At 64.5% G+C, this 26,257-nt stretch carries 22 protein-coding genes; 9 read left to right on the top strand and 13 right to left on the bottom strand.

The window, feature by feature from the left end:
* Positions 1 to 107: 107 nt before the first annotated feature.
* Positions 108 to 305 (bottom strand): YdcH family protein, encoded by a 198-nt coding sequence (locus P7228_RS03575; RefSeq protein WP_278016848.1) that lies wholly within the window; start codon positions 303 to 305, stop codon positions 108 to 110.
* A gap of 171 nt (positions 306 to 476) precedes the next feature.
* Here P7228_RS03575 and P7228_RS03570 point away from each other — a divergent pair, with 171 nt between their 5' ends.
* From P7228_RS03570 to tilS, 5 genes are all read left to right on the top strand, one after another.
* Complete coding sequence (locus tag P7228_RS03570) at positions 477 to 632, top strand: YdcH family protein (protein WP_278016847.1); 156 nt, start codon at positions 477 to 479, stop codon at positions 630 to 632.
* Positions 633 to 745: 113 nt separating this feature from the next.
* Positions 746 to 3,016 (top strand): phosphoenolpyruvate--protein phosphotransferase, encoded by a 2,271-nt coding sequence (ptsP, locus tag P7228_RS03565; protein ID WP_278016846.1) that lies wholly within the window; start codon positions 746 to 748, stop codon positions 3,014 to 3,016.
* 141 nt (positions 3,017 to 3,157) lie between these two features.
* The gene (locus P7228_RS03560; protein ID WP_278016845.1) at positions 3,158 to 4,003 is read left to right on the top strand and encodes a helix-turn-helix domain-containing protein; all 846 of its coding nucleotides are present in this window, start codon (positions 3,158 to 3,160) and stop codon (positions 4,001 to 4,003) included.
* Positions 4,004 to 4,164: 161 nt separating this feature from the next.
* The gene (locus tag P7228_RS03555) at positions 4,165 to 5,121 is read left to right on the top strand and encodes a tetratricopeptide repeat protein (protein ID WP_278016844.1); all 957 of its coding nucleotides are present in this window, start codon (positions 4,165 to 4,167) and stop codon (positions 5,119 to 5,121) included.
* Between the two features lie 124 nt (positions 5,122 to 5,245).
* Positions 5,246 to 6,082 carry a tRNA lysidine(34) synthetase TilS gene (gene tilS, locus P7228_RS03550; RefSeq protein WP_347402853.1) on the top strand — a complete coding sequence of 279 codons (837 nt, stop codon included), beginning with the start codon at positions 5,246 to 5,248 and terminating at the stop codon, positions 6,080 to 6,082.
* Positions 6,083 to 6,114: 32 nt separating this feature from the next.
* On the opposite strand, the gene P7228_RS03545 is transcribed toward tilS, so the two are convergent.
* The 12 genes from P7228_RS03545 to serS all read right to left on the bottom strand — a co-directional run bounded on the left by P7228_RS03545 (position 6,115) and on the right by serS (position 20,592).
* Complete coding sequence (locus P7228_RS03545) at positions 6,115 to 6,843, bottom strand: L,D-transpeptidase family protein (protein WP_278016843.1); 729 nt, start codon at positions 6,841 to 6,843, stop codon at positions 6,115 to 6,117.
* Between the two features lie 111 nt (positions 6,844 to 6,954).
* On the bottom strand, positions 6,955 to 9,732 hold the full coding sequence (locus tag P7228_RS03540) for a phosphoenolpyruvate carboxylase (RefSeq protein ID WP_278016842.1): 2,778 nt from the start codon (positions 9,730 to 9,732) through the stop codon (positions 6,955 to 6,957).
* Positions 9,732 to 10,343 (bottom strand): bifunctional 4-hydroxy-2-oxoglutarate aldolase/2-dehydro-3-deoxy-phosphogluconate aldolase, encoded by a 612-nt coding sequence (gene eda, locus P7228_RS03535; RefSeq protein ID WP_278016841.1) that lies wholly within the window; start codon positions 10,341 to 10,343, stop codon positions 9,732 to 9,734. The genes P7228_RS03540 and eda overlap by 1 nt, the downstream gene beginning before the upstream one ends.
* On the bottom strand, positions 10,340 to 11,329 hold the full coding sequence (glk, locus tag P7228_RS03530; RefSeq protein ID WP_278016840.1) for a glucokinase: 990 nt from the start codon (positions 11,327 to 11,329) through the stop codon (positions 10,340 to 10,342). Before glk ends, eda begins: the two co-directional genes overlap by 4 nt.
* Positions 11,326 to 13,137: a phosphogluconate dehydratase gene (edd, locus tag P7228_RS03525; protein WP_278016839.1), complete on the bottom strand. Its 1,812-nt coding sequence runs from the start codon at positions 13,135 to 13,137 to the stop codon at positions 11,326 to 11,328. Before edd ends, glk begins: the two co-directional genes overlap by 4 nt.
* On the bottom strand, positions 13,130 to 14,572 hold the full coding sequence (gene zwf, locus P7228_RS03520) for a glucose-6-phosphate dehydrogenase (RefSeq protein WP_278016838.1): 1,443 nt from the start codon (positions 14,570 to 14,572) through the stop codon (positions 13,130 to 13,132). The genes edd and zwf overlap by 8 nt, the downstream gene beginning before the upstream one ends.
* A 142-nt stretch (positions 14,573 to 14,714) precedes the next feature.
* The gene (locus P7228_RS03515; protein ID WP_278016837.1) at positions 14,715 to 15,512 is read right to left on the bottom strand and encodes a transglutaminase-like domain-containing protein; all 798 of its coding nucleotides are present in this window, start codon (positions 15,510 to 15,512) and stop codon (positions 14,715 to 14,717) included.
* 44 nt (positions 15,513 to 15,556) lie between these two features.
* Positions 15,557 to 15,973: a secondary thiamine-phosphate synthase enzyme YjbQ gene (locus tag P7228_RS03510; RefSeq protein WP_278016836.1), complete on the bottom strand. Its 417-nt coding sequence runs from the start codon at positions 15,971 to 15,973 to the stop codon at positions 15,557 to 15,559.
* On the bottom strand, positions 15,970 to 17,346 hold the full coding sequence (rimO, locus tag P7228_RS03505) for a 30S ribosomal protein S12 methylthiotransferase RimO (protein WP_278016835.1): 1,377 nt from the start codon (positions 17,344 to 17,346) through the stop codon (positions 15,970 to 15,972). The genes P7228_RS03510 and rimO overlap by 4 nt, the downstream gene beginning before the upstream one ends.
* 87 nt (positions 17,347 to 17,433) lie before the next feature.
* Positions 17,434 to 18,534 carry a potassium channel family protein gene (locus P7228_RS03500; RefSeq protein WP_430732496.1) on the bottom strand — a complete coding sequence of 367 codons (1,101 nt, stop codon included), beginning with the start codon at positions 18,532 to 18,534 and terminating at the stop codon, positions 17,434 to 17,436.
* A gap of 13 nt (positions 18,535 to 18,547) precedes the next feature.
* Positions 18,548 to 19,312 (bottom strand): 5'/3'-nucleotidase SurE, encoded by a 765-nt coding sequence (gene surE, locus P7228_RS03495; protein ID WP_278017698.1) that lies wholly within the window; start codon positions 19,310 to 19,312, stop codon positions 18,548 to 18,550.
* A complete protein-coding gene (gene serS, locus P7228_RS03490; RefSeq protein WP_278016834.1) occupies positions 19,312 to 20,592 on the bottom strand; it encodes a serine--tRNA ligase in 1,281 nt (426 codons plus the stop codon). The genes surE and serS overlap by 1 nt, the downstream gene beginning before the upstream one ends.
* A 149-nt stretch (positions 20,593 to 20,741) precedes the next feature.
* On the opposite strand from serS, the gene P7228_RS03485 reads away from it, so the two are divergent.
* The 4 genes from P7228_RS03485 (at position 20,742) to P7228_RS03470 (ending at position 26,251) form a co-directional block, all read left to right on the top strand.
* On the top strand, positions 20,742 to 22,049 hold the full coding sequence (locus P7228_RS03485; RefSeq protein WP_278016833.1) for a sulfotransferase family protein: 1,308 nt from the start codon (positions 20,742 to 20,744) through the stop codon (positions 22,047 to 22,049).
* Between the two features lie 70 nt (positions 22,050 to 22,119).
* Positions 22,120 to 22,389: a hypothetical protein gene (locus P7228_RS03480; protein WP_278016832.1), complete on the top strand. Its 270-nt coding sequence runs from the start codon at positions 22,120 to 22,122 to the stop codon at positions 22,387 to 22,389.
* 186 nt (positions 22,390 to 22,575) lie between these two features.
* Positions 22,576 to 24,738: an RNA degradosome polyphosphate kinase gene (locus tag P7228_RS03475; RefSeq protein ID WP_278016831.1), complete on the top strand. Its 2,163-nt coding sequence runs from the start codon at positions 22,576 to 22,578 to the stop codon at positions 24,736 to 24,738.
* A 13-nt stretch (positions 24,739 to 24,751) separates the two neighbouring features.
* On the top strand, positions 24,752 to 26,251 hold the full coding sequence (locus tag P7228_RS03470; protein WP_278016830.1) for a Ppx/GppA family phosphatase: 1,500 nt from the start codon (positions 24,752 to 24,754) through the stop codon (positions 26,249 to 26,251).
* Positions 26,252 to 26,257 lie beyond the last annotated feature (6 nt).

Below are 26,257 nucleotides of genomic sequence, written 5' to 3'. Positions count from 1 at the left end.
TCGCTACGCCTGCGACATGAACCGCGCCAGTACGGCAACCATATTTTCCTTCGCTAAAACAAAGTCGTCCCGACCTGGCACAGAATTCGCCAGCGGCGCCCGGCCGCCTAGGCGATAATATCGGGCAGAAGGCTGTCCTCGATCAGCGAAATCTGGTCCTTGAGTCGCAATTTGCGCTTCTTGAGCCGGGCGATCTGGAGCTGGTCGGTCGACCCCGCTTCGGTCAGCGCGGCAATTGCGGCGTCGAGGTCGCGATGCTCTGTTCGAAGCAATTCCAACCGCTTACGCAGCTCTTCTTCACTCACCTCGGGTGGTCCTCGCTATGCCATTTGCCGCGTAATGGAACGCAGGCGTCGATTCACTAGCTGCAAATCTCTTTACCTCAATAGGGTTGATGTGTTTTGATGACAATTCGCGGTTCGTCCGCGTTGGACGAGTCGCTTCTCGGGGGTCGCAACCTCGCAAGGAGAACGCTTATGGCATCGTCCCACGTCACCGCGCTGCAGTCCAAACATGCCGGCCTCGAAGCTCAGCTTCGCCTGGAAATGGCCCGCCCTGCGCCTGACGCTGCGATGATTCAAATGCTCAAGAAGCGCAAGCTGCGAATTAAGGAAGAACTCGCCCAAGCCTGAGCGAGGCGAACCCTATCGCTTGAGCGGCGCGGCCTTCGCGGCCGCGCTATTGGGCTGCACCGGATGCAGTTCCATTTTGCATTTACATGTCTGTGCTATAGGCGAATGACGTGATGTCCGCCGCCGCCTCCGCTCGCCAGATTCTCACCCGCCTGCACGAAGTGATGGCGTCGCGCATGCACGCCCAGGGCAAGCTCGACCGCGTGGTCGAGATCATCGGGGAGAGCCTCGATAGCGAGGTTTGCTCGATCTACCTCCTGCGCGAAGGCATGCTGGAACTTTTCGCTACGCGCGGCCTCAACCAGAGCGCCGTTCACGTCACCCGCATGGCGATCGGCGAAGGCCTTACCGGGACGATTGCGCAGAACGTCGAGACGTTGAACCTGGCCGAGGCGAAGGCGCATCCCGACTTCCAGTATCGGCCTGAAACGGGCGAGGACAAGTTTCACTCCTTCGCCGGCGTGCCGATCGTCTATCGCGAGCGCGCGGTCGGCGCGCTCAACGTCCAGCACGTCGAGCCGCGCCGCTACGAGGATATCGAGATCGAGGCGCTGCAGACCACCGCGATGGTGCTGAGCGAACTGATCGCCAATGCCGGCCTGATCGACGAGGAAGAGGCGGGCAGCCTGTCCGAGGGGCTGTCGGGCACCCAGACGGTGGAAGGGCTTACGCTGGTCAAGGGGCTGGCCGCCGGGCACGCCGTGTTTCACCAGCCACGGGTCGAGATCGTCCAGGTCATGGCCGAGGACATCGAAGCCGAACGCCAGCGGGTCTACCGCGCCTTCGACAAGATGCGCGAGCAGATCGACAACATGGCGAACCAGGCCGAGTTCGGCGGGGGCGGCGAGCACGAGGAGGTGCTCGAGACCTACAAGATGTTCGCCTATGACGAAGGGTGGTCGCGCCGCATCAACGAGGCGATCGACAGCGGTCTGACGGCCGAGGCGGCGATCGAGCGGGTCCAGCAACGCACTCGAATGCGCATGCGTGAAATCGACGATCCGCTGCTGGCCGATCGGATGCACGATCTCGAGGACCTGGCGAACCGCCTGCTGCGGATCGTTTCGGGCCAGCTCGGCACCGCCGCGACCCAGGGATTGCGGCGCGACACGATCCTCATCGCCAAGAATCTCGGACCGGCCGAATTGCTCGAATACGACCGGCGCAAGCTCAAAGGCGTGATCCTGGAGGAAGGTTCGCTCACCGCGCATGTGGTGATTGTCGCGCGGGCGATGGGCGTCCCCGTGCTGGGCCGGGCGCGCGGCATTCGCGGCATGGTGCGCGAGGGCGACGAGATCCTGCTCGACGCCGATCGCGCAACCGCGACGATGCGCCCTTCGGGGCAAGTCGCCGAAGCGTTCGACACGCGCTTCGCCAAGTCGCGCGAGAAACAGGCCGCCTATGCCGAATTGCGCGATGTCGAGCCCTTCACCCGCTGCGGTACGCGCATCCAGGTGATGATGAATGCCGGGCTGCGCGACGACATGAGCTCGCTCGCCATGACAGGGGCCGACGGGGTCGGGCTGTTCCGGACCGAATTCCAGTTTCTCGTATCGGCCACCATGCCCCAGCGCGAGCGCCAGACCCGGCTCTATCGCGATGTGCTCGAGGCAGCGGGCGACAAGCCGGTTATCTTCCGAACGGTCGATATCGGGGGCGACAAGGCCGTCCCTTACCTGCGCGAGGAGAATGCCGAGTTCGACGAGAACCCGGCAATGGGCTGGCGGGCCCTGCGCCTGGCGCTAGAGCGCGAGGGTCTGCTCAAGGCCCAGGCCCGCTCGCTTCTCGAGGCGTCGGCGGGACGTCCGCTCTATGTCATGTTCCCGATGGTGTCCGAGCCGTGGGAGTTCGATGCTGCGAAGCTGGTGTTCGTCGAACAGCTGGAGTTCCTCAAGAAGCAGAAAAAGCTGCTGCCGGATGCGATCTATTACGGCGCCATGCTCGAAGTGCCTGCCCTGGCCGAGGTGCTAGATGATCTGATCCCCCGGCTCAGCTTTCTCTCGGTCGGGACCAATGACCTGACGCAGTTCCTGTTTGCTGCCGATCGCGCCAACCCCAAGCTGGCCGAGCGCTACGACTGGCTCAGCCATTCGATCCTGCGCTTCCTGCGACGGATCTGCCAGGCGACCGTCGGGCAGGACGTCGATCTGGGGATTTGCGGCGAGATGGGCGGTCGCCGGCTCGAAGCGCTTGCCTTGCTCGGCATAGGTTTCCGCCGCTTCTCGATCACGCCGGCCGCAGTCGGTCCTATCAAGGAATTGATCCGCAAGGTCGACCTCAAGGAAATTTCGGAAGCGATGAACGATTGGCTGCTCGATCCGAGCATTTCGATCCGCACGGAGCTTGAAGCATGGGCGCGCGAACGCGGCATGGATCTCGACTAACTCACGCTAACGCCGCATTTCTGCCGCGCGTGCGGCGCGGCTCGTCGAATTGCGGAGGTTCCACGGAGTCGCACCGCTTGACAGTCAGAGGCGCTCATTATCTTGTGCGCCGCAACAATAAACGGTCGCTAGGTCGGGGTCATGGAACAAGAAGATATGGGTGAAGCCGCTACGCAGCAGCGTAGCGGCGTGGGTGATACGTTGCGCAAGGCGCGCGAGGCACAGGGGTTGACGTTGGCCCAGGTGGCCTCGGATTCGCGCATTCCCATAAGGCACCTCGAACTTATCGAAAGCGGAAGGTTCTCTGACTTGCCGGCGCGTACCTACGCGATCGGATTTTCGCGGACCTATGCCAAGCTTGTCGGCCTCGACGACAGAGAGATCGCGGATTTGGTTCGCGGCGAGTTGTCGATGGAAAGCGGGCTCGATCGCGGCGACCGCGTCTCCAGCTTCGAACCGGGCGATCCTGCCAAGGTTCCGTCGGCGGGCCTCGCCTGGGCGGGCGGCATTGCCGCGATTCTGCTGATCGGCGGCGCGATCGCCTTCTATTCCTCCTATTATGCCGCTGGCACCGGCCCCGATCCGCTCCAGCCCGCTCAGAGCGAGATGCTCGCGGGCGAGAATGGTCCGGCTGGCGCGACCGCTGCCGCTGCCCAGGGGCCGGCACAGTCGGTCGTCAAGCGCGACGGGCAGGTCGTGTTCACCGCGCTCGAGGACGGGGTGTGGGTCCGCTTCTACGACGCCAACGGCGCCAAGCTGCTCGAAAAGCAGATGGCCTCGGGCGAGCGGTTCGAGATTCCGGCCGATGCGCAAGAACCCCGGATTAACACCGGGCGGCCCGATGCCTTCGCCATCACGATCGGCGGTCAGCAGGTTCCCAAACTGGCCGATCAACCGATGGTGATCGGTGATGCCCCAGTTTCGGCTGCTGCGTTGCTGGCGCGGGCCGAGACTTCGGCCAATCCCTCGCCGACCGCACTAAACTAGAATTTACGCGGATAAGGCCGGGCGCACGCTCGACTTGGAGCGCGCGCTTGGGCAATCATTCGCCCCGCGTTCAGCCACGCACCCATAGTCCAGTTGCTCAATTGCAAGGCTGGACGTGGTTTTGCGTCGCCGAACGATGAAGTTTGAGGAGCGTAAGCAAGATGCCATCCCCTATCGTCCGTCTGTTTGCCCCGGCGCTCGCCGCCAGCGTGGTACTGACCAGTCCGATCCCGGCTGCGGCGCAGGACCGCGAGAGCGAGGCTCGGCTGCGCAAGATCGAGGCCGAAGTTCGCGCACTGCAACGCAAGGTGTTTCCGGGCGGCGACGGCAAGTTCTTCCAGCCCGAGATCGATGCGGGCCAGCAGTCCTCGACCACTTCGACGACGTCGCCTCCGTCGACCACGGCCGTGACCGACATCCTTGCGCGGCTCGACGCGATCGAGGGCCAGCTGCAGCAGCTCACGGCACGGTCCGAAGAGAACACCAATGCGATTTCTCAGCTTGGCACCCGGCTTGCGGCGCTGGAAGGTCCCGCACCCGAGCCGATTGCGCCTGCCGGGCCGAGCGCCGCCGAGTCCAATCTCAGTGCGATGACGGGCGGAGCCTCGCAGGTTGCGACGACGCCAGCGGCGGCAGCGACGAGGCCGGCGGCCAAGCCCGCCGAAGCCGCAGGGCCCAGCGCCGAACGGCTGGCCGCGGTGCAGGCGATCCTGAAGCCGCAATCCGACGACGCGGGCGACGATGAGTATTCCTATGGCTTCCGCCTGTGGGATGCCGGCTTCTACCCGGAGGCGCGCCAGCAGCTGTCGATATTCCTCGAGAAATATCCCGGCCACCCGATGGCAACCTATGGCCGCAACCTGATGGGCCGCGCCTATCTCGACGATGGTAATCCGCGCGAGGCGGCGCCGTGGTTCCTCAAGAACTATCAGACCGACAAGGAAGGCCGCCGTGCTGGCGACAGCCTGCTCTTCCTGGCGGAATCGATGATCGCGCTGAAAGACACCAATCGCGCCTGCATCGCGTTGGCGGAGTTTGGCGAAACCTATCCGGCGCTTGCGACAGGCCGCCTGAAGGACCAGTATGAGGCAAACCGCCGCAAGGTGAATTGCAGCTGAGAGGCCCGGCCCCATTGATAGGACAATCGATCCCGAACTGATCGAGCGATTTCGCAGCGGGCTCGACCGGCTCGTCCCTGCGAATGCGCGGCTGGGGGTAGCGGTCTCGGGTGGCCCCGACAGCTTGGCCCTGCTGTTGCTTGCCCACGCCGCGCGTCCGGGATCACTTGAAGCGGCCACCGTCGATCACGGCTTGCGCCCCGAAAGCGCGGATGAGGCGCGAATGGTTGCGGATCTTTGCGCAGAAATCGGCGTCCCGCACGCAATACTGCGCGTTGAGGTCGCTGAGGGCAATCTCCAGGCCAATGCCCGCGCCGCGCGCTACGCGGCCTTGGGCCGATGGATGGACGATCACGCTCTCGATGCCTTGCTGACGGCCCATCACGCCGACGATCAGGCCGAGACGCTAGTGATGCGGCTCAATCGGGGAAGCGGTTTGGCCGGGCTCGCAGGCGTGCGCGCACTGGGCGAGATTCCTGGCCATGGAGGCATACTCGCCCGGCCCCTGCTCGATTGGCGCAAGGCAGAGTTGGAGCGACTGGTGAGCGCTGCCGGAATTGCGGCGGTTCTCGACCCCTCCAACGAGAACGACGAATTCGATCGCGTGCGCATGCGAAAGGCGCTGGCCGAAGCCGACTGGCTCGACCAGCTTGCGTTGGCACGCAGCGCCTCGCACCTCTCCGATGCGCTGGCGGCGCTGGAGCGGTATGCCACTGATGAATGGGAAAATTGCGTCGAGCAGGGGACGGACGGGATCGTCTACCGGCCTGCCGCGCCGCGAATGGTGCGCCTGATGGTGCTGCAGCGCGCATTCGCAGAGCTAGGCGGTGAGCCGCGCGGCGGCGCGCTGTCCGAATTGCTCGATGCGCTCGAAGCGGGGCGTGGCGGAAATCTTGCCGGCATTCTGGCGACTGCGGAAAAAACGGGATGGGTGCTGCGGCGCGAACCCCCAAGGCGTTAGCCTGCCAACGCGCCGCAGCCCTCCCTGCGGGCCTAGATGATCTTGTCCCCCAGACTCATCATCTTGCCGCGCGTAATCACTACCTTGTCACCCTTGCGTGCGGTGTCGAACAGCCGCGAGGCGAACTCGTCCGGCACTGCGATACAGCCGTGGCTGGCATAGCCGTTGAGGATCTGCGAGCCGCCGTGGATGGCAATGCCGTCCCAGGTCAGGCGCAGCGTCCAGGGCATGGGCGCATTGTCGTATTTCTCGGAAACGTTGTGCCGCTCCTTGGTCAGGATGGGAAAGGTGCCGAGCGGGGTCGGATGCTCGTCGGTGCCGAGCAGGACGGCGGTTGCCCCGATCTCGTAACCGTCGCGGAAAACCGACAGGACGCGAGCGTCGAGGTCGACCGTCATGACCAGCTTGCCTGGCGGCACGCCTTCCTCGTCCCAGAACCATTCACCGTACTTGATCGGCCCGTCGATCGGGAGGATCCGCTTGATAACGAAGCGATCGTCGTTCTTCTTGCTAGCGGGCGCGGGCTTCGGTTCGGGTTGTTCGGGGACCGGCTGAACCACCGCTTCGCTGACCATCTCGGGCTCGGCGGCAGCGGTGGGCGATTCGTCGACTGAAGATAGAGCGAGCGCTTGCGGATCGACGGCGATAACGCCGTCTTCCATGGTTTCGGCATCCGATTGGGCTCCGGCCATCGACCCGCCGCCGACCAGGAGAAGTGCGGCGGCGAGAAGGGCTCGGGAAGAGGTGGGTACCAAAACCATGAACATGCTTATGCCGTAAAACGCGGTGAGTCGCCAGTTCGCTAACGCCCGCGTCCCTTGGCGAGACGCGTTCGTGACAAAAGTTAACACGCGGATTTTACGAGTTTTACCCTAGCCGTGGGCGCCGAACTCGTTGGCAATGGCGGTCGAAAGCCGCAGGACGAGACCGTAGGCGCGTTCGATCGGATCGATGAAGTCGCGCTGGATCGCGGTGTAGCCCTCTCCGTCGCCATCGGGGTAGTCGCTTGGCGCGTCGACCGCGAAGTCGGTGATCTGCGGGTAATTGGTCGGATAGGCCCGACGCATCTGCGCCAGCGCGTCCTCGACCCTCAGGCTGAACACCATTTCGAGTACGTCGTCGCGGCTGATGTCGTTGGCGCGACTGAAAGTCGGGATCGACACGGCCTTGATGAACATATGTTGCAGCAGCGCCAGCCGCAGTGCCTGGGCCGCGCCGATCGTGCGGCGGATGTTCTCGCGATCCTCAAGCGGGTTCTCATTCGGAATGAGCGCGAGCAGCCGGTGAAGCTTGAGCGCGTCGACCCTTAGGCGCGAGGCGAGGCGGCGGAAAACGCCGGTGCGGTCGTCCTTGGTGAGATACTCTGCCAGCACCTCGCAGGCATCGGAGAGGTGGCTTTCGGTCCCGCGATAGGGTCGGCTCGCCCAATAGGCGCTGTTGAACAGTTCGCCATAGGCCGCGACCGTCTTGATGCTGGCCAGCGCGTTCGAACTGCGCGCGAGGCGCAGCAATTGCAGCCCGCGCTCGCTTTCCATCAGCAAGGCGGCGACTTCCTCGTAATTGCCGTCGGCGGCGCTGCCGATCCCGGCAATGACGTTCACCGGATAGCCGAGCTGCTGGAGGATGGCGTTGTGCGGAATCGCGCGAATCTGCCGCAGGCTCATGTCCCGGTCGGCGGAAAGGTCGCTCTGGCGGCGCGAAACGCGGCTGCCGGTCGAATTGAGCAATCCGAGACCAAAAGCCGTCACCGCGCGCGAGTAGGTCTTGCTTTCGAGGTGCTCGCGCTGGTGCGCACGGATCGCGCGGTAGAAGTCGAGGCTGATGTCGGTGCGGCGGTAGAACGGATCGACCGGGGCGTTGATATCGGTTTCGGCCGGGCGGTGCTCGACGATGCGGCCGAGCGTCGCGCGCGCGAGTTCGGGCGTCGCGAAGAACAGATAGCCGTCGCCGCCCTGGAAGCTGACCTCTGGCTCGAGCCTGATCCCGGCCCGGGCGAAGCGACGCTTGGCCCAGGAACTGAGCGGCCAGGTCAAGCGGTCGGCGAAACTGTCGGGATGGGCGCCGCGGCCCATGCTCTCGCCGTGGGTGTTGAAGATCAGTGCGGCGACGTCGGTCAGGCCGTTGGTCTCCATCGCCTCGCTGAGACGCCCCTGCAGGCGCTCGATTGCAAGGCTCGCTGGGATCTGCCCGACGAACCGGCCCGCATCGGAAAAGCCGGTCTGGATGCACAGCCGGCCGCGCAACCGGGCGTAGTGCTGGTAGGCTTCCTCCGCCAGCAGCGCGTCGAGAAACCGGCCGCCATGTTCGAGCGCGCTTTCGGTCTCGAACAGCGGCGAGACGTCGACCTTGTCCTCGATCCCGAACAGCTTGGCGAAATAGAGCGCGGCGAGAATGGTCGAGGGCTGCTCGCACTCGGCAATCAGCATGCGGATCGGTGCGTCGGCATCCACATGCGCGAGGATCTGCGCCATCGCCAGGAACTGGCGGATCGCGGTCGAGCTCTCGATCGCCAAGGCGGCGAAGTTGCTGCGCAGCGGCTTCACCCGGGCGAGCAGTTCGCGTAGCGTTGCCATGGCGCCCTTGCTCGACAGATCGAGCGCATTGTCGGGGTCGATCCGGCGGCGGATAGCGTTGTGGAGCTGGCTGGAATTCACCCGGAAGTGGATCCAGCCCATGCCGAGGCCGTCGGCGCGCATAGCGGCGGCGAGGGTCTTCAACTTGATCGCGCGCTCGGTCGCAGCTTCGCGCGCCTCGCTCTCGAGTGCGTCGATCAGCGGCGTGAGGCTCAACAATTTGTGCGGGTCGTCGGCGGTCAGGCGATTGGCCGCTTCCGACATGGCCTCGGGTACGGTCAGGTCTTCGCCGAAGTCAGCGGCGCGCGACCTGGCATAGGCGAGGGCGGGGCGCAGGACATCGAGGAGCGCGTGATCGGCGTCGATTGCCTCGAGACTGGCGGTATAGTGTTCGAGCCGTTCGGCCTTTTCGCCGAGCCGGAAGCCGATTGAATCGTACCACTTGATATCGGTCCGCCCGTCCATGTCGTATCCGACCCAGCTGGCGAAGCGGAACGGCAGGGGCTGGATTGCATGCCACTCGTCAGGCCATTTGCCTGCTGCATGCGCCAGCGCCTCGGCGACGATCCCATCGCGCGCTATCTGCGCGTGCGAGATGGCGCGCATCGCCCGCGCATGCTCGTATTCGAGCGTCACCTGCGGACGGCTGGCCCCGGTAATGCACACCTCTGCGCCGATATCGTCCTGCTTGCTGGCAGCCTGCGCAACCGCATTGGACTGATCGGGCGTGAGCAGGAAAGTGGGGTGCGCGGTGAACACGGCGTGGAGTTGCGGGCGTTCCCACTGCGCCTTGAACTCGGCGATATCGTCCGCCTGAAACGTGTCTTCGAGGGCTGCGCTGTTGGTTGCCGGATCGACCGGGGCGACGAGGCGGCGCAACCGCTTCGAGCGGCTTTGCATGCTTTCGCATTCGAGTTCGGACACCAGCCCTTCGAGCGCGTTCAGATCGATCTCGCCCGCTTCCAAGGCGCGCGATAGGTCGAGACCCAATTGGAACACCGGATTGAACAGCGGGGTTTCGCGCGTGCGTTGGTGCAGCTCGCCCAGCCGTTCGATCAATCCGGATACATCTTCCATCAACGCAGCTCCATCGCCTCGCGCGCCAGCCGTTCCACTTCGGCGGTATCGGGCGCGCCGCGCGGGGCGACCCAGCTGCCGCCTACACACAGGACGGGATCGAAAGCCAGCCATTCCGCCGCATTGTCGGGGCCGATTCCGCCGGTCGGGCAGAACAGGCACTGGCCGAAAGGCGCGGCCAAAGCCTTGAGCGCCGGGAGCCCGCCCGCGGCCATGGCCGGGAAGAACTTGAAGTGTGTCAGGCCCAGGTCGAGGCCGCGCATGATGTCGCCGGCATTGGCGATGCCGGGCAGAAAGGGAATGCCAGCGCCGATCGCCGCCTTGCCGAGTGGCTCGGTCAGGCCCGGCGAGACGATGAACTCGCTCCCCGCGTTTATTGCTGCGTTGAGCTCTGTCTCATTGGTCACGGTTCCCGCACCGACGATGGCACCGTCTACTTCGGACATTGCGCGGATCGCGTCGAGTGCGGCAGGCGTGCGCAGGGTGACCTCCAGTACGCGCAGGCCGCCTGCCACCAGCGCCTTGGCCAGCGGCACCGCATGTTCGACTTCATCGACCACGATTACCGGGATGACCGGCGCGGTGCGCATGATGGAACCAATATCGCTCATGACAAATGCTCTCTGGCAAAGGCAGCCGCTGCACCGAACAGGCCGGGTTGCGGGTGCGTGATAAGTTTGACCGGGATCGAGGCCATTAGCTGCTCGTAGCGGCCCTTGTGACGGAATCGCTCGGCAAAGCCCGACCGCGGCAGGATGTCGCGCAGGCGGTAGCCGAGGCCGCCAGCTATCGCGACGCCGCCGAAGCCGCCCTGTACGAGCGCGATATCGCCAGCGACGCTGCCCAGCGAAAGGCAGAACCGGTCGACCGCAGCGGCGGCGAGGCTGTCTTCGCCCGCCATGCCGCGGGTCCAGATCTCGACATCGTCGATCTCGGGCAGCGCACGCTTTTCCATCGCGCCGAGCGCCTGGTAGATCTCGACGATGCCGGGGCCGGACACCACGCGCTCGGCGGAAACGCGATTATGCCGCTTGCGCAGCCGCGCGAGGATCAGGTCGTCGATCGAATCGACTGGCGCGAAATCGACATGGCCGCCCTCGGTCGCCTGCACGTGATAGTGGTCGGCACTGCGGCGGAGATGGGCCACGCCGAGCCCGGTGCCCGGGCCGATCACGCTGAGCGTGCCGGTCGCCGCCAGCGGCTGGTCCGGGCCGGTCAGATGCAGGAACTGCTCCTCGGGAGCGCGCGCGACGGCATGCGCCACCGCCTCGAAATCATTGACGATCGAATAGCGCGTTACGCCCAGCTTCTCTTTCACCAGCGACGGGCGAATGACCCACGGATTGTTGGTGAAGCGGATGACCTCGCCGGTAATCGGACCCGCGATCGCGAGCGACACGGCATCGGGGATCGAGCCCCCCTTTTGCGCGCGAAAGTCCTCCCACGCGGTCTGGAAGCTCGCATGATCGTCGGTGTGGAGCGTGATCGGGTCTTCGACCGTGATCGTGCCGTCTTGCCCGACCGTGGCGAGAGCGAAACGCGCGTGGGTGCCGCCGATATCGACGCTGACCAGTTCGGTCGCGCTTGCCTGCGTCACAGCCCCGCTGCAGCGAGCATCGCGCTGCCCCCTTGTTCCGCGCCGTCCGCGCCAAGGCGGAACATGGCGAATAGTTCGCGTCCGACACCCAGCTCGGCGCGCGGATCGGGCGCGGCCTCGCGGCTGTCGAGATCGGCCGTTGTCGATAGCTCGCCGGTGCTGGCGCAGAGCTTCACCACGTCGCCGTCGCGCAGCTTGGCGAGCGGACCGCCGCCGAGGGCCTCGGGCGTCACATGGATCGCCGCCGGAACCTTGCCCGATGCGCCCGACATGCGGCCGTCGGTCACCAGCGCGACGCGATAGCCGCGATCCTGCAGCACGCCCAAGGGCGGGGTGAGCTTGTGCAATTCGGGCATGCCGTTGGCGCGCGGACCCTGGAAGCGGACCACGACAATGACGTCGCGGTCCAGTTCGCCCGCCTTGAAGGCCGCGGCGACCGAGGGTTGGTCCTCGAACACACGACAGGGAGCCTCGATCGTCCAGCGTTCCTGATCGACCGCGGAGCTCTTGAAGCAGCCACGCCCGAGATTGCCCTGGACAAGGCGCATGCCGCCGTCGGGTTGGAACGGCGCAGAGGCCGGACGCAGCATCTCTCGGTCGCCGCTCTCGCCCACGTCGCGCCAGACCAGCGCTTCGTCGTTGCCCAGTCCCGGCTCGCGGGCATAGTCGGCAAGATCGCCCTCGCTCACCGTCGCAATATCGTGGTGGGCGAGGCCCTCGTCGAGCAAGGTGCCGATCACGTAGCCCATGCCGCCCGCATCGTGGAAATGGTTCACATCGCCCGAACCATTGGGATAGACCCGCGCCACCAGCGGCACGGCGGAGGACAGCTCCGAAAGATCGTCCCAATCGAAAATCACGCCTGCTGCGCGCGCCATGGCCGGGATGTGGATGGCGTGATTGGTCGATCCGCCGGTCGCCAGCAGGCCGATTGCGGCGTTGACGATCGCCTTCTCGTCGACGCATTTCGCCATGGTCTTTTCGCGCGTGCTTGCAAGCTCGGCGAGCCGATGCACTGCCTTGCGGTCGAGCGCCTGGCGCAGCTTGGTGCCGGGCTGGATGAAGGCGCTGCCCGGAATGTGCAGCCCCATCATCTCCATCATCATCTGGTTGGAATTGGCAGTGCCGTAAAAGGTGCAGGTGCCGGGCGAGTGATAGCTGCCCATCTCGCTTGCGAGCAGTTCGTCGCGGCCCACCTTGCCCTCGGCGTAGAGCTGCCGCGTGCGCTGCTTTTCCTTGTTGGCGATCCCGCTCGGCATCGGGCCCGAGGGCACAAAGACGCAGGGGAGGTGGCCGAAGCGCAGCGCGCCGATCACCAGGCCGGGGACGATCTTGTCGCAGATGCCCAGCGCCGCGACGCCATCGTACATGGCATGGCTCAACGCGACCCCGGTCGAGAGCGCGATCACGTCGCGGCTGAACAGCGACAACTCCATCCCGTCTTCGCCCTGCGTCACGCCGTCGCACATGGCAGGGGTGGCGCCCGCAACCTGGGCGGTGGCGCCGACTTCGCGGGCATAGATCTTCATCCGCTCGGGGTAACGGCCATAGGGCTGATGCGCCGAGAGCATGTCGTTGTAGGCGCTGACGATCCCGATATTGGGCCCGCGAGCGGCCTTGAGCGCTTCCTGGTCCTCGGTCGCACCGGCAAAGGCATGCGCGAGGTTGGAACAGGATACCTGGCTGCGATCGGGCGCCCGGTCGGCCTCGCGCTCCATCAGTTCGAGATAGGCGCTGCGGCTGGCGCGCGACCGCTCGATCACGCGCTGCGTCACGCGATGAATGGTGTCGTTCAGCGGCTTACTCATCGTGCCAGCTCACTCCATCGCGTTCGGCCAGCGCGATTGCCGCACTCGGCCCCCAGGTGCCGGAGGTGTAGGTCTTGGGCTTGAGCTCCTCCTCGGCCCATTCTTCGCGGATCGCATCGATCCAGTGCCATTGCGCCTCGACCTCGTCGCGGCGCAAGAACAGCGTCTGGTCGCCTTCGATGAGGTCGAGCAGCAGGCGTTCGTAGGCGATCCGGCGCACCGCGCCCGAGAAGGCATCGGGCATGGCGATGTCGAGCGGGACCTGGCGCAGGCGGATGCCCTCGCGGTCCAGCCCCGGCACTTTCGACATCAGCGAGAGCGTGATGTTCTCTTCGGGCTGGATGCCGATGACGAGCCGGTTGGGCTGCATCGTCGCACCCTTGCCGGCGAAGATCGAATGCGGGACGCAGCGGAACTGGACGACGATTTCGGTCACGCGTTCGGGCAGGCGCTTGCCGGTGCGCAGGTAGAAGGGCACGCCCTTCCAGCGCCAGTTGTCGACATGACCCTTGATCGCGACAAAGGTTTCGGTGTTCGAATCCTTGCCCAATTCATCGTCGTAGCCGGGCACGGCCTCGCCCTTGATCGCTCCTGCGCGATACTGACCGGTGACGGTATCTCCCTTGGCCACCCGGCGCAGCGCGCGCAGCACCTTGACCTTCTCGTCGCGCACTGCAGTGGAATCGAAGCTTGTCGGCGGCTCCATCGCAACCAGCGCGAGCAGCTGGAGCATGTGGTTCTGGACCATGTCGCGCAGTGCGCCGGCGTCGTCGTAAAAGGCTACGCGGCCTTCGAGGCCGACCGTCTCGGCGACGGTGATCTGGACGTGGTCGATGTAGTTGCAGTTCCAGATCGGCTCGAACAGGACATTGGCAAAGCGCAAGGCCAGCAGGTTCTGGACAGTCTCCTTGCCCAGGTAGTGGTCGATCCGGAAAATCCGGTCCTCTGGAAAGGCCGCGGCAACCGCGTCGTTGATCTCGCAGCTGGAGCCTAGATCGGTACCGAGCGGCTTTTCGAGGCACATGCGGACGTTGGGTCCGTCAAGCCCGGCGTGCTGTAGGCCCTTGATGGTCGGGCCGAACAGGCTGGGCGCGGTAGAGAGGAAGATCGCCACGCCATGGTTCGGATCGCCGACCTTGGCGGCCAGCTCCTCATAACCCTCCAGCGTGGTCGCATCGAGCTGCTGGTAGGACAGGCGATTGAGGAAATCGGCCATGCCACAGCGGCGATCCTTGGGGAGGAATTTCTCCAGCGCCTCGCGCGCAAAATTGCGGAACTCGCTATCGCTCAATTGCGAGCGTGCCGTGCCGACAATCTTGAGGTCATCGTGCAGCAGGTCGTCCGCATCGAGCGCGCAGAGCGACGGCAGCAGCATGCGCTGCGACAGGTCGCCGGTGGCCCCGAACAACAGCAGGCGGTCAGCGGTAAAGCTCATGGCGCTTTGGCCCTCTCCTATTTTCGCCAGCGCTGGAGGACGGTTGCGGCCGGTCCGGCTGGCGAGCCTTGCCTATCAGCGCCCGCGTGCGCCCGCCATACCCGCCGACGGGCTGCATAGCTATTCATATGGCTTTCGGCGGCTAGGTGGCCTCGACCGAGACGCTGGAACGGAGAAAATTGTTGGCGCCGAAGCTTGTCAGGAAGCTGACATCGGCGGCATCGCGCCCGATGCCGATCTTCACCGTCTGGGCAGGCTCGGCCATGCCCGTCGCATCGACCAGGTGCCATGCGCCGCCGCCTGGCGTCGTGGGATCGTTGAGAAATACCTCGGCAATTGCGTGGAAGTCGGGTGGTTCCACGCCAGGGGCGTAGCAGGCGACATAGCGCGCCGGGATAGTCGAGGCGCGCGCCAGCGTGACCAGGACGTGGGCATAATCGCGGCAAATGCCGCGCCGCCCAATGAAGCTTTCGACCGCGCCGGTACGCGCATCCGAAGTGCCCGGCTGGTAGGTGAAGTGGCTCGCGATCCATTCGCGGATCGCGGCGACGCGCTCGCCCCCGGTGGTGCCGCCGAATTCGGCTTCGACGAAGGGCTGGAACTGGTCGGCAGGGCAATAGCGGCTGTCGAACAGATACTGCACCGCTTCGCCCGGCATGTCGTGCGGCGCCAACATCTCGAGCGAGGCGATCTCGGGCAGCAATCGCTCGGGTTCGACCTCGGCGCGATAATCGACCTCGAACAGCCCTTCCGCGCGGATCCAGATACGTTCGCCAATGTCATCCTGCGCTGGAACCCGCGCGCAATGCTCGGCCTCGCTCAGTATCGTATCGGATGAGAGGATACGCTGCTCGGGTATCTTCGCCGCTTCGAACTGCAGCAACACGTCGGTCGGCCGGTCGAGTTCGAAGGCGAAACTTGATTTTATGGTTATGGGCATTGCCCTACCAACGGCAGGGCGCGCGATTGTTCCCGGGACGGCGGTTATTCGCCGATCAGATGCAGCGCAACTTCGCGCGTGTGCGGGCGGGTGCGATGCTCGACCAGGTAGAGACCCTGCCAGGTACCCAAGAGCATTCGACCGCCAGCGACCGGGACCGAGAGGTTGGCCCCGGTCAGGGCGGATTTGAGATGGGCGGGCATGTCGTCGGGCCCTTCGTCGTCATGCTCGTAATGTGATCCTTGCGGTGCCATTGCATCGAGCCAGCGCACCATGTCGCGCTTGACGGCAGGTGCCGCATTCTCGTTGATCATCAGACTGGCTGAGGTGTGCCGGCACAGAGCCGTCAGCAGGCCTTCGCCAATGCCCGTTTCCGCGATCCAGTCTGCAACGCCTTGCGTAACTTCGACGAGGCCCGGGCCCTCCGTTCGAAGGCTGAGGATCGTCGTCGCCTGCCTCATCCCGCTTCGATCACGCCGAACAGGTCGTGGGCATCGGCATCCTCGATTGCGACGTCGACGATATCGCCCTCGGCCAGATTTTCCGGGACATTGCGCAGGTAGACCGCACCGTCGATCTCGGGAGCATCGGCCTGGCTGCGACCGGTCGCGCCGATGTCGCCGTCCTCGTCCGGCTTGCCGACTTCGTCGATGATCACCGGGATGGTGGAGCCCACTTTCTTCGCGAGCTTCGCGGCGCTGATCCGCTCGGTCACTTCCATGACGCGTGCATAACGCTCCTCCTTGACCTCTTCCGGGACCGGATCGGGCAGGGCGTTGGCCTGCGCGCCTTCGACCGGTTCGAAGCGGAAGGCACCGACACGGTCGAGTTGCGCTTCCTCGAGCCAGTCCAGCAGATAGCTGAAATCATCCTCGGTCTCGCCGGGGAAGCCGACCACGAAGCTCGAACGCACTGCGATTTCGGGGCAGGTCTCGCGCCAGCTCCTGAGCCGGTCGAGTACCTTGGCCTCGTTCGCCGGTCGCTTCATGGCGCGCAGCACGGCGGGTGAAGCATGCTGGAATGGGATATCGAGATAGGGCGTCAACAAGCCCTCCGCCATCAGCGGGATCACCGCATCGACATGCGGATAGGGATAGACGTAGTGCAGGCGCACCCACGGTACCTTGCCTTCTGGCGTGCGGAGCTGACCCAGCTCACGCGCCAGGTCGGTCATATGCGCGCGGACCGCATGGCCCTTCCACTCGCGTTCCTCATGCCGGATATCGACGCCATAGGCGCTGGTGTCCTGGCTGATGACGAGCAGTTCCTTCGTGCCCGCAGCGACCAGTTTTTCCGCTTCGCGCAGGACTGCATCGACCCGGCGGCTGGCCAGCTTGCCGCGCAACTGCGGAATGATGCAGAAGGCGCAGGAGTGATTGCAACCCTCTGAAATCTTGAGGTAGCTGTAATGTCGCGGCGTAAGTTTGACGTCAGGCTGCGGGATCAGGTCGACAAACGGGCCTTGGCTCGGCGGTGCGTGCAGGTGCACCGCTTCCACCACCTGCTCGTACTGGTGAGCGCCGGTTACGGCGAGCACAGCCGGATGAGCCGCACGGATTGCATCGGCCTCTTCGCCCATGCAGCCAGTCACGATTACGCGGCCGTTCTCTGCAATGGCTTCGCCAATCGCGGCGAGGCTTTCTTCCTTGGCGCTGTCGAGGAAGCCGCAGGTATTGACCAGTACGACGTCTGCACCGGCGTAATCGGGGCTCATCGCATAGCCATCGGCGCGCAGCCGGGTGAGGATACGCTCGCTATCGACCAGCGCCTTTGGGCAGCCAAGACTGACCATGCCGACCTTCTTCTGGTCGGGGAGTTTCGTGGTGGTGTTCATGCCAATTAATCCAGGATCGGGCGGCCCTCTACACCCGCCGCACCGATTAGGCCAGTGCGAGCTTCGCCCGGAGAATGGAGCGGAACGTCAAGGCTCGCGGCTGTGTCCGTCCCCGCGGGAGCTGCCACTCTCGGTCGGGACGATCTCGACCACGATGTCGCCTGGCTGCAGCGTCTCGCACTCGTCCTCCCAGAATCCGAGCACCTTGCCGCCGCGATAGACCCTGAGGCCGCGACCGCCCGACTTGAGCGAAGTGATCGAGCAGCCGCATTCCTCCTCGGTGATTTCGCGCTCGACCAGTTGAACCCGACCGGTGACCGAAGCCAGGTCCGCGAGATAATCGGCGATATGCGCGCCCTTGGCGCTGCCGGCGAGCAGCAGCCCGGTGAAGCGCACCGGATTGATCACATTGTTGGCACCGGCCTGGCGAGCGAGAAACTCGTTGTCGTCGGCGCGCACGACGACGCTGATCGGGACATCGGGCGCGAGGTGCCGCACGGTCAGGACGATGAGGATCGAGGTGTCGTCGCGACCGGCCGAAACCAGCACGTTCTTGGCCTCGCGGATCCGAACCGCCTCGAGCGTCGAGTCGCGCGTCGCATCGGCGGCAATGACATTGCAGCCCAGCGCCTCGGCTTCGGCGAGCCGTTCGTCGCTCGGATCGACCACGACGATACAGCTCGGATCGGTCCCGCGCTCGATCAGTTCCTGGACGCTTTCCGAACCGGACACGCCGTAACCCAGCACCACGATATGGTCGGTGAGGTTTCCCTGGATGCGTGCCATGCGCCACTTCTCCCAGCTGCGTTTGATGATGAAATTATAGGCCGTTCCGACGAAAATGAAGAATACGGCGAAACGGATGGGCGTCACGATGACCGCTTCGACCAGCCGCGCGCGGTCGCTGATCGGCGCAATGTCGCCGAAGCCCGTCGTCGTAATCGAGATCATGGTGAAGTAGACGACGTCGAGGAAGCTGACCTCGCCGTCGAGATTGTCGATCAGTCCTTCGCGGTCCCACCAGTGGACCATGATGACGATGAAGATCAGCAGCAGTGCGAGGCCGAGCCTGATCCCCAGGTCGCCCCAGACCGGTATGCGCACGGCGCGGCGCAGGGGCTTGAATCGCGGCCCGCGAAAACGCTTCGGTGGGCGACTGGGCGCGATGCGGTCGACTTGATCGGTCACAAGCGCCTGTTTGTCATTGCTTTATGCGTTGGGCAAGCGCGGCCATCGACGCCTCGTGCGTCAGATCGAGCTGCAGTGGCGTGATCGAGATGTGGTTGTCGGCGATCGCCTCGAGGTCGGTTCCATGGTCGGGCGTATGCTCGATCGCATCGAGACCGAACCAATAATAACGGCCACCGCGCGGGTCGCGCGCCTCGACCACCGAGGCGCGGGCGTAATCGTGGAAGCCCTGGCGGACGACCCGCATGCCTGCGACCCGGTCGGCATCGAGGGCCGGGAAATTGACGCTCACCAGCGTGCGGGGCTGGCGCGGCGTATCCAGCAAGGGCTCGATCACTTTCCGGCCCCAATGACGCGCGGCCGAAAACCGATCGCCCGATGGCGGGCGTTCCTGGGTCATCACCTGGCTCAGCGCGATCGAGCGGATGCCCGCAAGTGCGCCCTCCATTGCGGCGGAAACCGTGCCCGAATAGGTGATGTCGTCGCCGAGGTTGGCACCCGCATTCACGCCCGAAAGCACCAGGTCGGGCGGGTTGTCCATCACCTGCTTGAGCCCCATCGAGACTGCATCGGTCGGCGTGCCGGTGACTGAAAAACGGCGCTCGCCGTGCTTGCGCAGCCGCACCGGCATGGCCAGCGTCAACGAGTGGCCCGCTCCGGTCTGGTTATCCGAAGGGGCGCAGACCCACACATCGTCCGAGAACTCGCGCGCGATGGCTTCGAGAACCTCGAGCCCGGGGGCATGGATGCCGTCGTCGTTGGTGACGAGAATGCGCATCACGCAGCAGGCATTAGGCGCGAAATCCCGCCCATGTAGCCGAGCAGCGCCTCGGGCACATCGACGCTGCCGTCTTCCAGCTGATAGTTCTCCAGCACCGCCACCAGCGTGCGCCCGACCGCCAGGCCCGATCCGTTGAGGGTATGGACGAAGGCGGTCTTCTTCTCGCCCTCCGGCCGGTAACGCGAATTCATCCGCCGGGCCTGGAAGTCGCCGGTGTTCGAGCAGGAGCTGATCTCGCGATAGGCGCCCTGTCCCGGCAGCCAGACTTCGAGGTCGTAGGTCTTGCGAGCGCCAAAGCCCATGTCGCCGGTACACAGCAATACCTTGCGATAGGGCAGGCCGAGCGCCTGCAGGATGCCTTCGGCGCAAGCGGTCATGCGCTCGTGTTCGGCCTCGCTGTCTTCGGGGCGCGTGATCGAAACCAGTTCGACCTTCTCGAACTGGTGCTGGCGGATGAAGCCGCGGGTGTCCTTGCCCGCCGCGCCTGCTTCGCTGCGGAAGCAAGGGGTCAGCGCCGTCAGCCGGATCGGCAGAATGTCGTTGTCGATTATCTGTCCCATCACCGAAGCCGTCAGGCTGACTTCCGAAGTCGGGATAAGCCAGCGTCCGTCGGTCGTGCGGAAACTATCTTCCGCAAACTTGGGCAGCTTGTCGGTACCATACATGGCGGCATCATTGACGAGTACCGGCGGATTGCACTCGGTATAGCCGTTCTCGCCCGTCTGGCGGTCGAGCATGAACTGCGCGAGAGCGCGGTGAAGCCGCGCCATGCCGCCGCGCAGGAAGGTGAAGCGAGCGCCCGAGATATTGGCCCCGGTCTCGAAATCCATGCCCAGCGCCGGGCCAATGTCGGCGTGTTCCTTCGGCTCGAAGGCAAAGCTGCGCTTCTCGCCCCAGGTGGATACTTCGACATTGTCGTCTTCGTCCTCACCGACCGGAACATCCTCTGCGGGCAGGTTGGGGATGACGGCGAGCAGGTCTTCGAGCTGCCTGTCGGCGGCACGCGCGGTCTCTTCCAGTGCGGGAAGAATTTCCTTGAGTTCACCCACCTCAGCCTTGAGCGCCTCGGCGGTCTCCGTGTCGCCCCTGCCCATGGCCTGGCCGATCAGTTTCGAGGCTTCGTTGCGGCGGTTCTGCGCCTCCTGCAGACGTGTCGCGGAGGCCCGGCGAACCTCGTCGGCCGAGATCAATTCGGCCGCCATCGGCTCTGCCCCGCGCTTCGCCAGCGCGGCGTCGAAAGCTTCGGGATTATCCCTGATTGTGCGGATGTCGTGCATGGCAAGCGCCTATGCCCGCTCGCCGTTTCAATTGCCAGTAGCCAGGAACAGAAATCCCATCCAAGCCTTGCATGATGGCGCCTGACAGGTAAACAGGCGCGAGGCCGCGGGCAAAAACCGCCATAAATGAAAGGCTTGGGGGCAGGGCATTGGCAAGTATTGCAGCACAGCCTCCCGCTCGAACTCCGTTCGTTTCATTCGTCGACGGGGCGATCCGCGCCGGGCGAAGGGTTGGGCTGGTCGATCCTGCCATTCTCGACAAGCAATCGCTGCTCGAATCGGCGGTCGCGGCAACCGGTCTCGACGATTTCGGCGATCGCTGGTTCGAGCGCCCGATGGATGTCCTGCTCGACAGCATTCGCGAGGAGGCGCGGCTCAACGCGGCGGGCGATTTCTCTGCTGCGAAACAGTTCCATCATGTGCTGCGCGACCGGCTGCACACCCAGATGTGGTTCAAACGCCACCCCGAGATTCTCGAGCGCGCCATCGCCCGGCCGGTGGTGATCGTCGGACCGATGCGGTCGGGCACGACGCGACTCCATCGGCTGCTGGCGAGCGATCGCCGCTTCAGCCACATGCGCAGCTTCGAGACGATCAGCCCGGTGCCGCGGCCCGGTTTCGAAGAGGTCATGGCAGGGCGGACAAGGGATTTTCGCCCGGTGCTGGCAAGCCGGATCATGAAGGTCGCCCGACTCGCCAATCCGCGCACCCTCTCAATCCATCCTACCGGCCCTTATGAGCCTGAAGAAGAACTCGGCCTGCTCGTGGCGAGCATGTGGGGCATGAAACACGAGGCGCAGTGGCACGTACCGAGCTATGCGCGCTGGAGTGAAGGCGAGGACGCGACGCCGGCCTATGAGCATCTCGCCAATCTCCTGCGCCTGGTCGGCTGGTCGCAGCAGGTCTCCTCCATTCGTCCGTGGATCCTCAAGACGCCGCAGCACATGATGGACCTGCCGGCCTTGCTGAAGGTGTTCCCCGACGCGCGCCTGATCTTCACCCATCGCGATCCGCAGGCGGTCGTCGGCAGCGCTGCCTCGCTCGCCTGGAACCAGACGATCCTCTATTCCGACAACGTCTCCCCGCAGCGGATCGGCAGGGAGTGGCTGACGAAGACCGAAACCATGATAGCGCGCATGCGCAAGGCGCGCGATGCCATACCGGCCGAGCGCATGATCGATGTCCAGTATGAGGAGATGGAACGCGACTGGAGCGGCACGATGGAACGGGTCTATGGTTTCCTCGGCCTCGACATGGAGCCCGCCCTGGCAGGGATGGAAAGCTATCTCGACCAGGCCAAGGCGCTCAAACGAACGCCGCATCGCTATAGCCTTGAGCAGTTCGGGCTGAGCCAGGGGGAAGTCTCGGAACGGCTCGGCGATTACGTCCGGGCATATGAAATCCCGAGCGAAGCCGATTTGGGCCATCTCGCCGCGCGGCGCCGAGGCGTGCGCTAGCTGCGCCGTTTGCACCGACGCCACGGAACCAGATCACGGCCAATCCGTTGATCTCCCAAAGGAGATTACGATGATTGGCAAGATTATCGGCGCCGGAATGGGCGCCAAGGCGGCAGAGCATACGAGCAAGATCGGCGGCCCGCTGGGCGCCGTGCTTGGTGCGACGGCTCCCGTCCTGCTGCGCCGGATGAGCATTCCGGCGATGATCGCGATTGGCGCAGGCGGCTACCTCGTCAAGAAGCTGATCGACAAGCAGGAAGAAGAGAAGGCTGCGCCCGCCAAGAAAACAGCTACCAAGCGCAAACCGCCACGCACGTCGAAGGCACCTGCTGCAGCCTGACCTGGCTGTTCAAAATTCCCCTCCAAGCGGGGGCGAGCGCCTGCACCCTCCCATGAGAGTGCAGGCGTTTTTCGTATCCGGCTCGATTCCTTGGGCAAAATGCTTACATTCGGGGCTAGCCACGCTGTAATCCAGCCGTAACAGGGGCGAGCCATGCGCAATTCCCATCTCCGGAAACCACCCAGGATGACGATTGTGCACGATTCCGACGATATGCCGAGCGACCTGACGTCGGCGCCCGAACGCTACGTCAATCGCGAATTGTCCTGGCTTTCCTTCAATCGCCGGGTCCTCGCCGAGGCGGAGAACCTGCGTTATCCGCTGCTCGAGCGTCTGCGGTTCCTGTCGATTTCGGCCAGCAATCTCGACGAGTTCACGATGATCCGCATCGCGGGGCTCGAAGGCCAGGCGAGCCGGGGGATCGAGACCACGGCGATCGACGGTACTTCCCCGCGCCAACAGCTGGATGCCATCCGCGACGACCTGCTGGTGATCGAAGCGCGCCAGCAGGAGGCACTGGAGACGCTGCGCGAGCTACTGTTTCGCGAGGGCGTCCGGATTGCCAATATCGACCAGCTCGATAATGCCGAAATCGACTGGCTGCGCGAATATTTCGCCACCGAGATCGTGCCGCTGATTACCCCGCAGGCGATCGATCCGTCGCACCCCTTCCCCTTTGTCGCCAACATGGGGATGGGGGCGATTTTCCGGCTCAAGCGCGGCAAGCGCAAGGGCGATCTCGTCGAAATGGTGCTCATCCCCAGCGGCGTACCGCGGTTCGTCCGCGTACCCGGGGATCCGGTCGCCTATGTCGCGATCGAGCAGCTCATCACTCGCTTTGCCGACGTGCTCTTCCCCGGCTTCAAGATCCTCGGCGACGGGCTCTTCCGCGTATTGCGCGACAGCGACATCGAAGTGGAAGAAGAGGCCGAGGACCTCGTCCGTTTCTTCCGCACCGCGATCCAGCGCCGCCGACGGGGGCGGGCCGTCCTCCTCGAACTCGACAGCGATTGCGATGCAGCCGCCGAAGCATTGCTGCGTGAGCAATTCGACGTCGATCCGGCGATGATCGTCAAGACCGAGGGTATGCTGAGCCTGCGGCACCTTGATTCAATCTGCAACGAGCCGCGCCCCGACCTCAAGTTCGCGCCGTTCGATCCGCGCTATCCCGAACGCATCCTGGCGCATGACGGCGACTGCTTTTCCGCAATTCGCGAGAAGGACATCGTGATCCATCACCCCTACGAAAGCTTCGAGGTGGTGGTCGACTTCCTTCATCAGGCGGCCAATGATCCGGCGGTAGTCTCGATCAAGCAGACGCTCTACCGTGCGGGAGACCAGTCGCCGGTTATCGCGGCGCTGATTGAGGGGGCGCAGAACGGCAAGGCCGTTACGGCGGTGGTCGAGCTCAAGGCGCGCTTCGACGAGGAGCGCAATATCCATTGGGCAAGCGAGCTTGAACGCGCAGGCGTGCAGGTGATCTACGGCTTCACCGACCTCAAGACCCACGCCAAGGTCAGCCTGATCGTGCGCCGCGAGGAAGAGGGCTATCGCACGTATTGCCACTTCGGTACCGGGAACTACCACCCGGTCAACGCGCGCATCTACACCGACCTCAGCTTCTTTACTGCCGATCCGGCATTGGGGCGCGATGCGGCCAAGCTGTTCAACTATGTCACCGGATACGTCGAACCGAGCACGCTTGAAGCGCTGGCGATTTCGCCGCTCGGCTTGCGCGAACGCCTGGAGCAATTGATCGATCGTGAGATGGCCAATGTCGCTGAAGGCAAGCCAGCGGGGATTTGGTGCAAGCTCAATGCGATTACCGACCGGCGCATGATCGACAAGCTCTACGAGGCGAGCGACGCCGGAGTGCCGATCTACATGATCGTGCGCGGAATCTGCTCGCTGCGGGCGGGCGTGCCGGGCCTGTCGGAGAACATCCGTGTCAAATCGGTGATCGGGCGGTTCCTCGAACACGGCCGCATCTGGGCCTTTGCCAATGGCCACGAATTGCCTAGCCGCAAGGCGGAAGTCTACCTGACCAGCGCCGACGCCATGTCGCGCAACCTCGACCGGCGGGTCGAGGTGCTGGTACCGATCACCAACAAGACCGTGCATGATCAGGTGCTCGGCCAGGTACTGCTCGCCAGCATCCTCGATACCGAACAAAGCTGGGCACTGGGGCCGGACGGCGAGTATTATCGCATGCGCGTGGGTGAAGGCGGGTTCAATTGTCACGAATACTTCATGAGCAACCCGTCGCTCTCGGGGCGCGGATCGGCCCTCAAGAGCCAGGAGGTGCCGCATCTGTCGCTGGGCGGTGCGGCGCAGGGGAAACCTTCTTAGTGGGCCCTGCGCTTTGAACGGCAGGACGCGTCAGACGCGCCGGGCGGTGATCGACATTGGCTCGAACACGGTCCGTCTCGTGATCTACGAGGGGCCGCAGCGCGCGCCCGAAGTCTTCTGGAACGAGAAGGTTGCAGCGCGCTTGGGGCAGAACCTCTCGACCACCGGGGAAATCCCGGAGGCTGCCGCAGAGGAGGCGCTCGGCGCGCTCGCTCGCTATGAACTCATCATCCGCGACCTTGGTGTCGAGGACGTCCAGACTGTCGCGACCGCCGCCGCGCGCGAAGCGACGAATGGTGCCGAGTTTCTCGGCAGAGTGGCCGCGCTCGGCCTTGAGCCGCGCCTGCTTGCCGGCGAGGAAGAAGCGCGGTTTTCGGCGATGGGCGCCATCGGGGCCTTTCCCGGCGCGCATGGCGTGGTAGCCGACCTTGGCGGTGGCAGTCTGGAACTCGTCTCGATCGCCGACGGCGATAGCCATCACGGATCGAGCCTGCCACTCGGCACCCTGCGATTACCGGCGCTGCGCAAGAAGAAGGGTTTCGGCAAGAGCATCCGCAAGGCCTTCGCCTCGGTTGGTTGGGCCCATGCGCATGAAGGCCCGCTCTACATGGTGGGAGGCACCTGGCGCGCACTTGCTCGGTTTGCGATGAACCGGATCGACTATCCGCTGACCGATCCGCATGGCTTCGAGCTCGAAGTCGACGAGGCGATGGAACTGTGCGGCAAGCTCGCCCGCGCCAAGCCGGAAAAGCTGGCGAGCATGGGCGGGATCACCCCGATGCGCGCCGGATACCTGCCAGACGCCGGCGCACTGCTCAAGGTGATGCTGGACGAATTCCAGCCGGAGAAGCTGGTGTTCTCGTCCTGGGGTATTCGCGAGGGCTTGTTGTTCGACCGGCTCGATCCATTGCGCAAGACGCAGGATCCCTTGCTGGCAGGCGTCAATGCTTTCTGTGAGATCCGCGAAGCGACGATCACCCATGCAACGCGGGTCGCCGGGTGGACCGTGGAAATCGCCGGGGGGCCGAGCGGTGGTAACGGGACAAGCAATGGCAACGAGCGGCTGCGTCTGGCTGCGGCACAGCTTGCCAATGCGTTGCAACGGGTTGAACCCAACCTGCGCATCAACCACGCCACCGAATGGGCGCTCGACAAGCGCTGGATCAATTGCGACGCCCGCGACCGGGCAATGATATGCGCGGCGCTGTTCGGCAGTCTGGGCCGCACCGCATTGCCCGACAGTTTCCGTCGCCTTGCCGAAGATGATGACTTGCGCCGGGGGATCGCTTGGGGCCTTGGCATCCGTCTTGCGCGGCGAATGAGTGCGGGAGCGCGCGAATCCATCGCAATGAGTTCGCTCAGCCGCAAGAAGAACAAGCTGGTGCTGACGCTCGAACCCAGTCGCGCCGCTCTGGCGCATTATCCGTTGACGTTCGACCTCGAAGTGCTCGCCAACTGGCTCGACCTCAAGCCGGAAATCAAGATCGGGGAAGTGGCTCCGGCGGAGATCTAAACGGGA

The organism is Altererythrobacter sp. CAU 1644 (genome assembly GCF_029623755.1).
Taxonomy (GTDB): Bacteria; Pseudomonadota; Alphaproteobacteria; order Sphingomonadales; family Sphingomonadaceae; genus Erythrobacter; species Erythrobacter arenosus.
The sequence above is the reverse complement of the archived record's forward strand: the minus strand, read 5'-3'. Positions and strand labels throughout refer to the sequence as shown.

Excerpts from the sequence above, each read along its gene's own strand:
- P7228_RS03545 (WP_278016843.1), bottom strand. The coding sequence starts at position 6,843 with ATGGTTTTGGTACCCACCTCTTCCCGAGCCCTTCTCGCCGCCGCACTT.
- P7228_RS03510 (WP_278016836.1), bottom strand. The coding sequence starts at position 15,973 with ATGAGGCAGGCGACGACGATCCTCAGCCTTCGAACGGAGGGCCCGGGC.
- edd (WP_278016839.1), bottom strand. The coding sequence starts at position 13,137 with ATGAGTAAGCCGCTGAACGACACCATTCATCGCGTGACGCAGCGCGTG.
- P7228_RS03540 (WP_278016842.1), bottom strand. The coding sequence starts at position 9,732 with ATGGAAGATGTATCCGGATTGATCGAACGGCTGGGCGAGCTGCACCAA.
- P7228_RS03555 (WP_278016844.1), top strand. The coding sequence starts at position 4,165 with ATGCCATCCCCTATCGTCCGTCTGTTTGCCCCGGCGCTCGCCGCCAGC.
- ptsP (WP_278016846.1), top strand. The coding sequence starts at position 746 with ATGTCCGCCGCCGCCTCCGCTCGCCAGATTCTCACCCGCCTGCACGAA.
- P7228_RS03560 (WP_278016845.1), top strand. The coding sequence starts at position 3,158 with ATGGAACAAGAAGATATGGGTGAAGCCGCTACGCAGCAGCGTAGCGGC.
- rimO (WP_278016835.1), bottom strand. The coding sequence starts at position 17,346 with ATGAACACCACCACGAAACTCCCCGACCAGAAGAAGGTCGGCATGGTC.
- P7228_RS03475 (WP_278016831.1), top strand. The coding sequence starts at position 22,576 with ATGACGATTGTGCACGATTCCGACGATATGCCGAGCGACCTGACGTCG.
- zwf (WP_278016838.1), bottom strand. The coding sequence starts at position 14,572 with ATGAGCTTTACCGCTGACCGCCTGCTGTTGTTCGGGGCCACCGGCGAC.
- P7228_RS03515 (WP_278016837.1), bottom strand. The coding sequence starts at position 15,512 with ATGCCCATAACCATAAAATCAAGTTTCGCCTTCGAACTCGACCGGCCG.
- serS (WP_278016834.1), bottom strand. The coding sequence starts at position 20,592 with ATGCACGACATCCGCACAATCAGGGATAATCCCGAAGCTTTCGACGCC.
- eda (WP_278016841.1), bottom strand. The coding sequence starts at position 10,343 with ATGAGCGATATTGGTTCCATCATGCGCACCGCGCCGGTCATCCCGGTA.
- P7228_RS03570 (WP_278016847.1), top strand. The coding sequence starts at position 477 with ATGGCATCGTCCCACGTCACCGCGCTGCAGTCCAAACATGCCGGCCTC.
- P7228_RS03480 (WP_278016832.1), top strand. The coding sequence starts at position 22,120 with ATGATTGGCAAGATTATCGGCGCCGGAATGGGCGCCAAGGCGGCAGAG.
- surE (WP_278017698.1), bottom strand. The coding sequence starts at position 19,312 with ATGCGCATTCTCGTCACCAACGACGACGGCATCCATGCCCCCGGGCTC.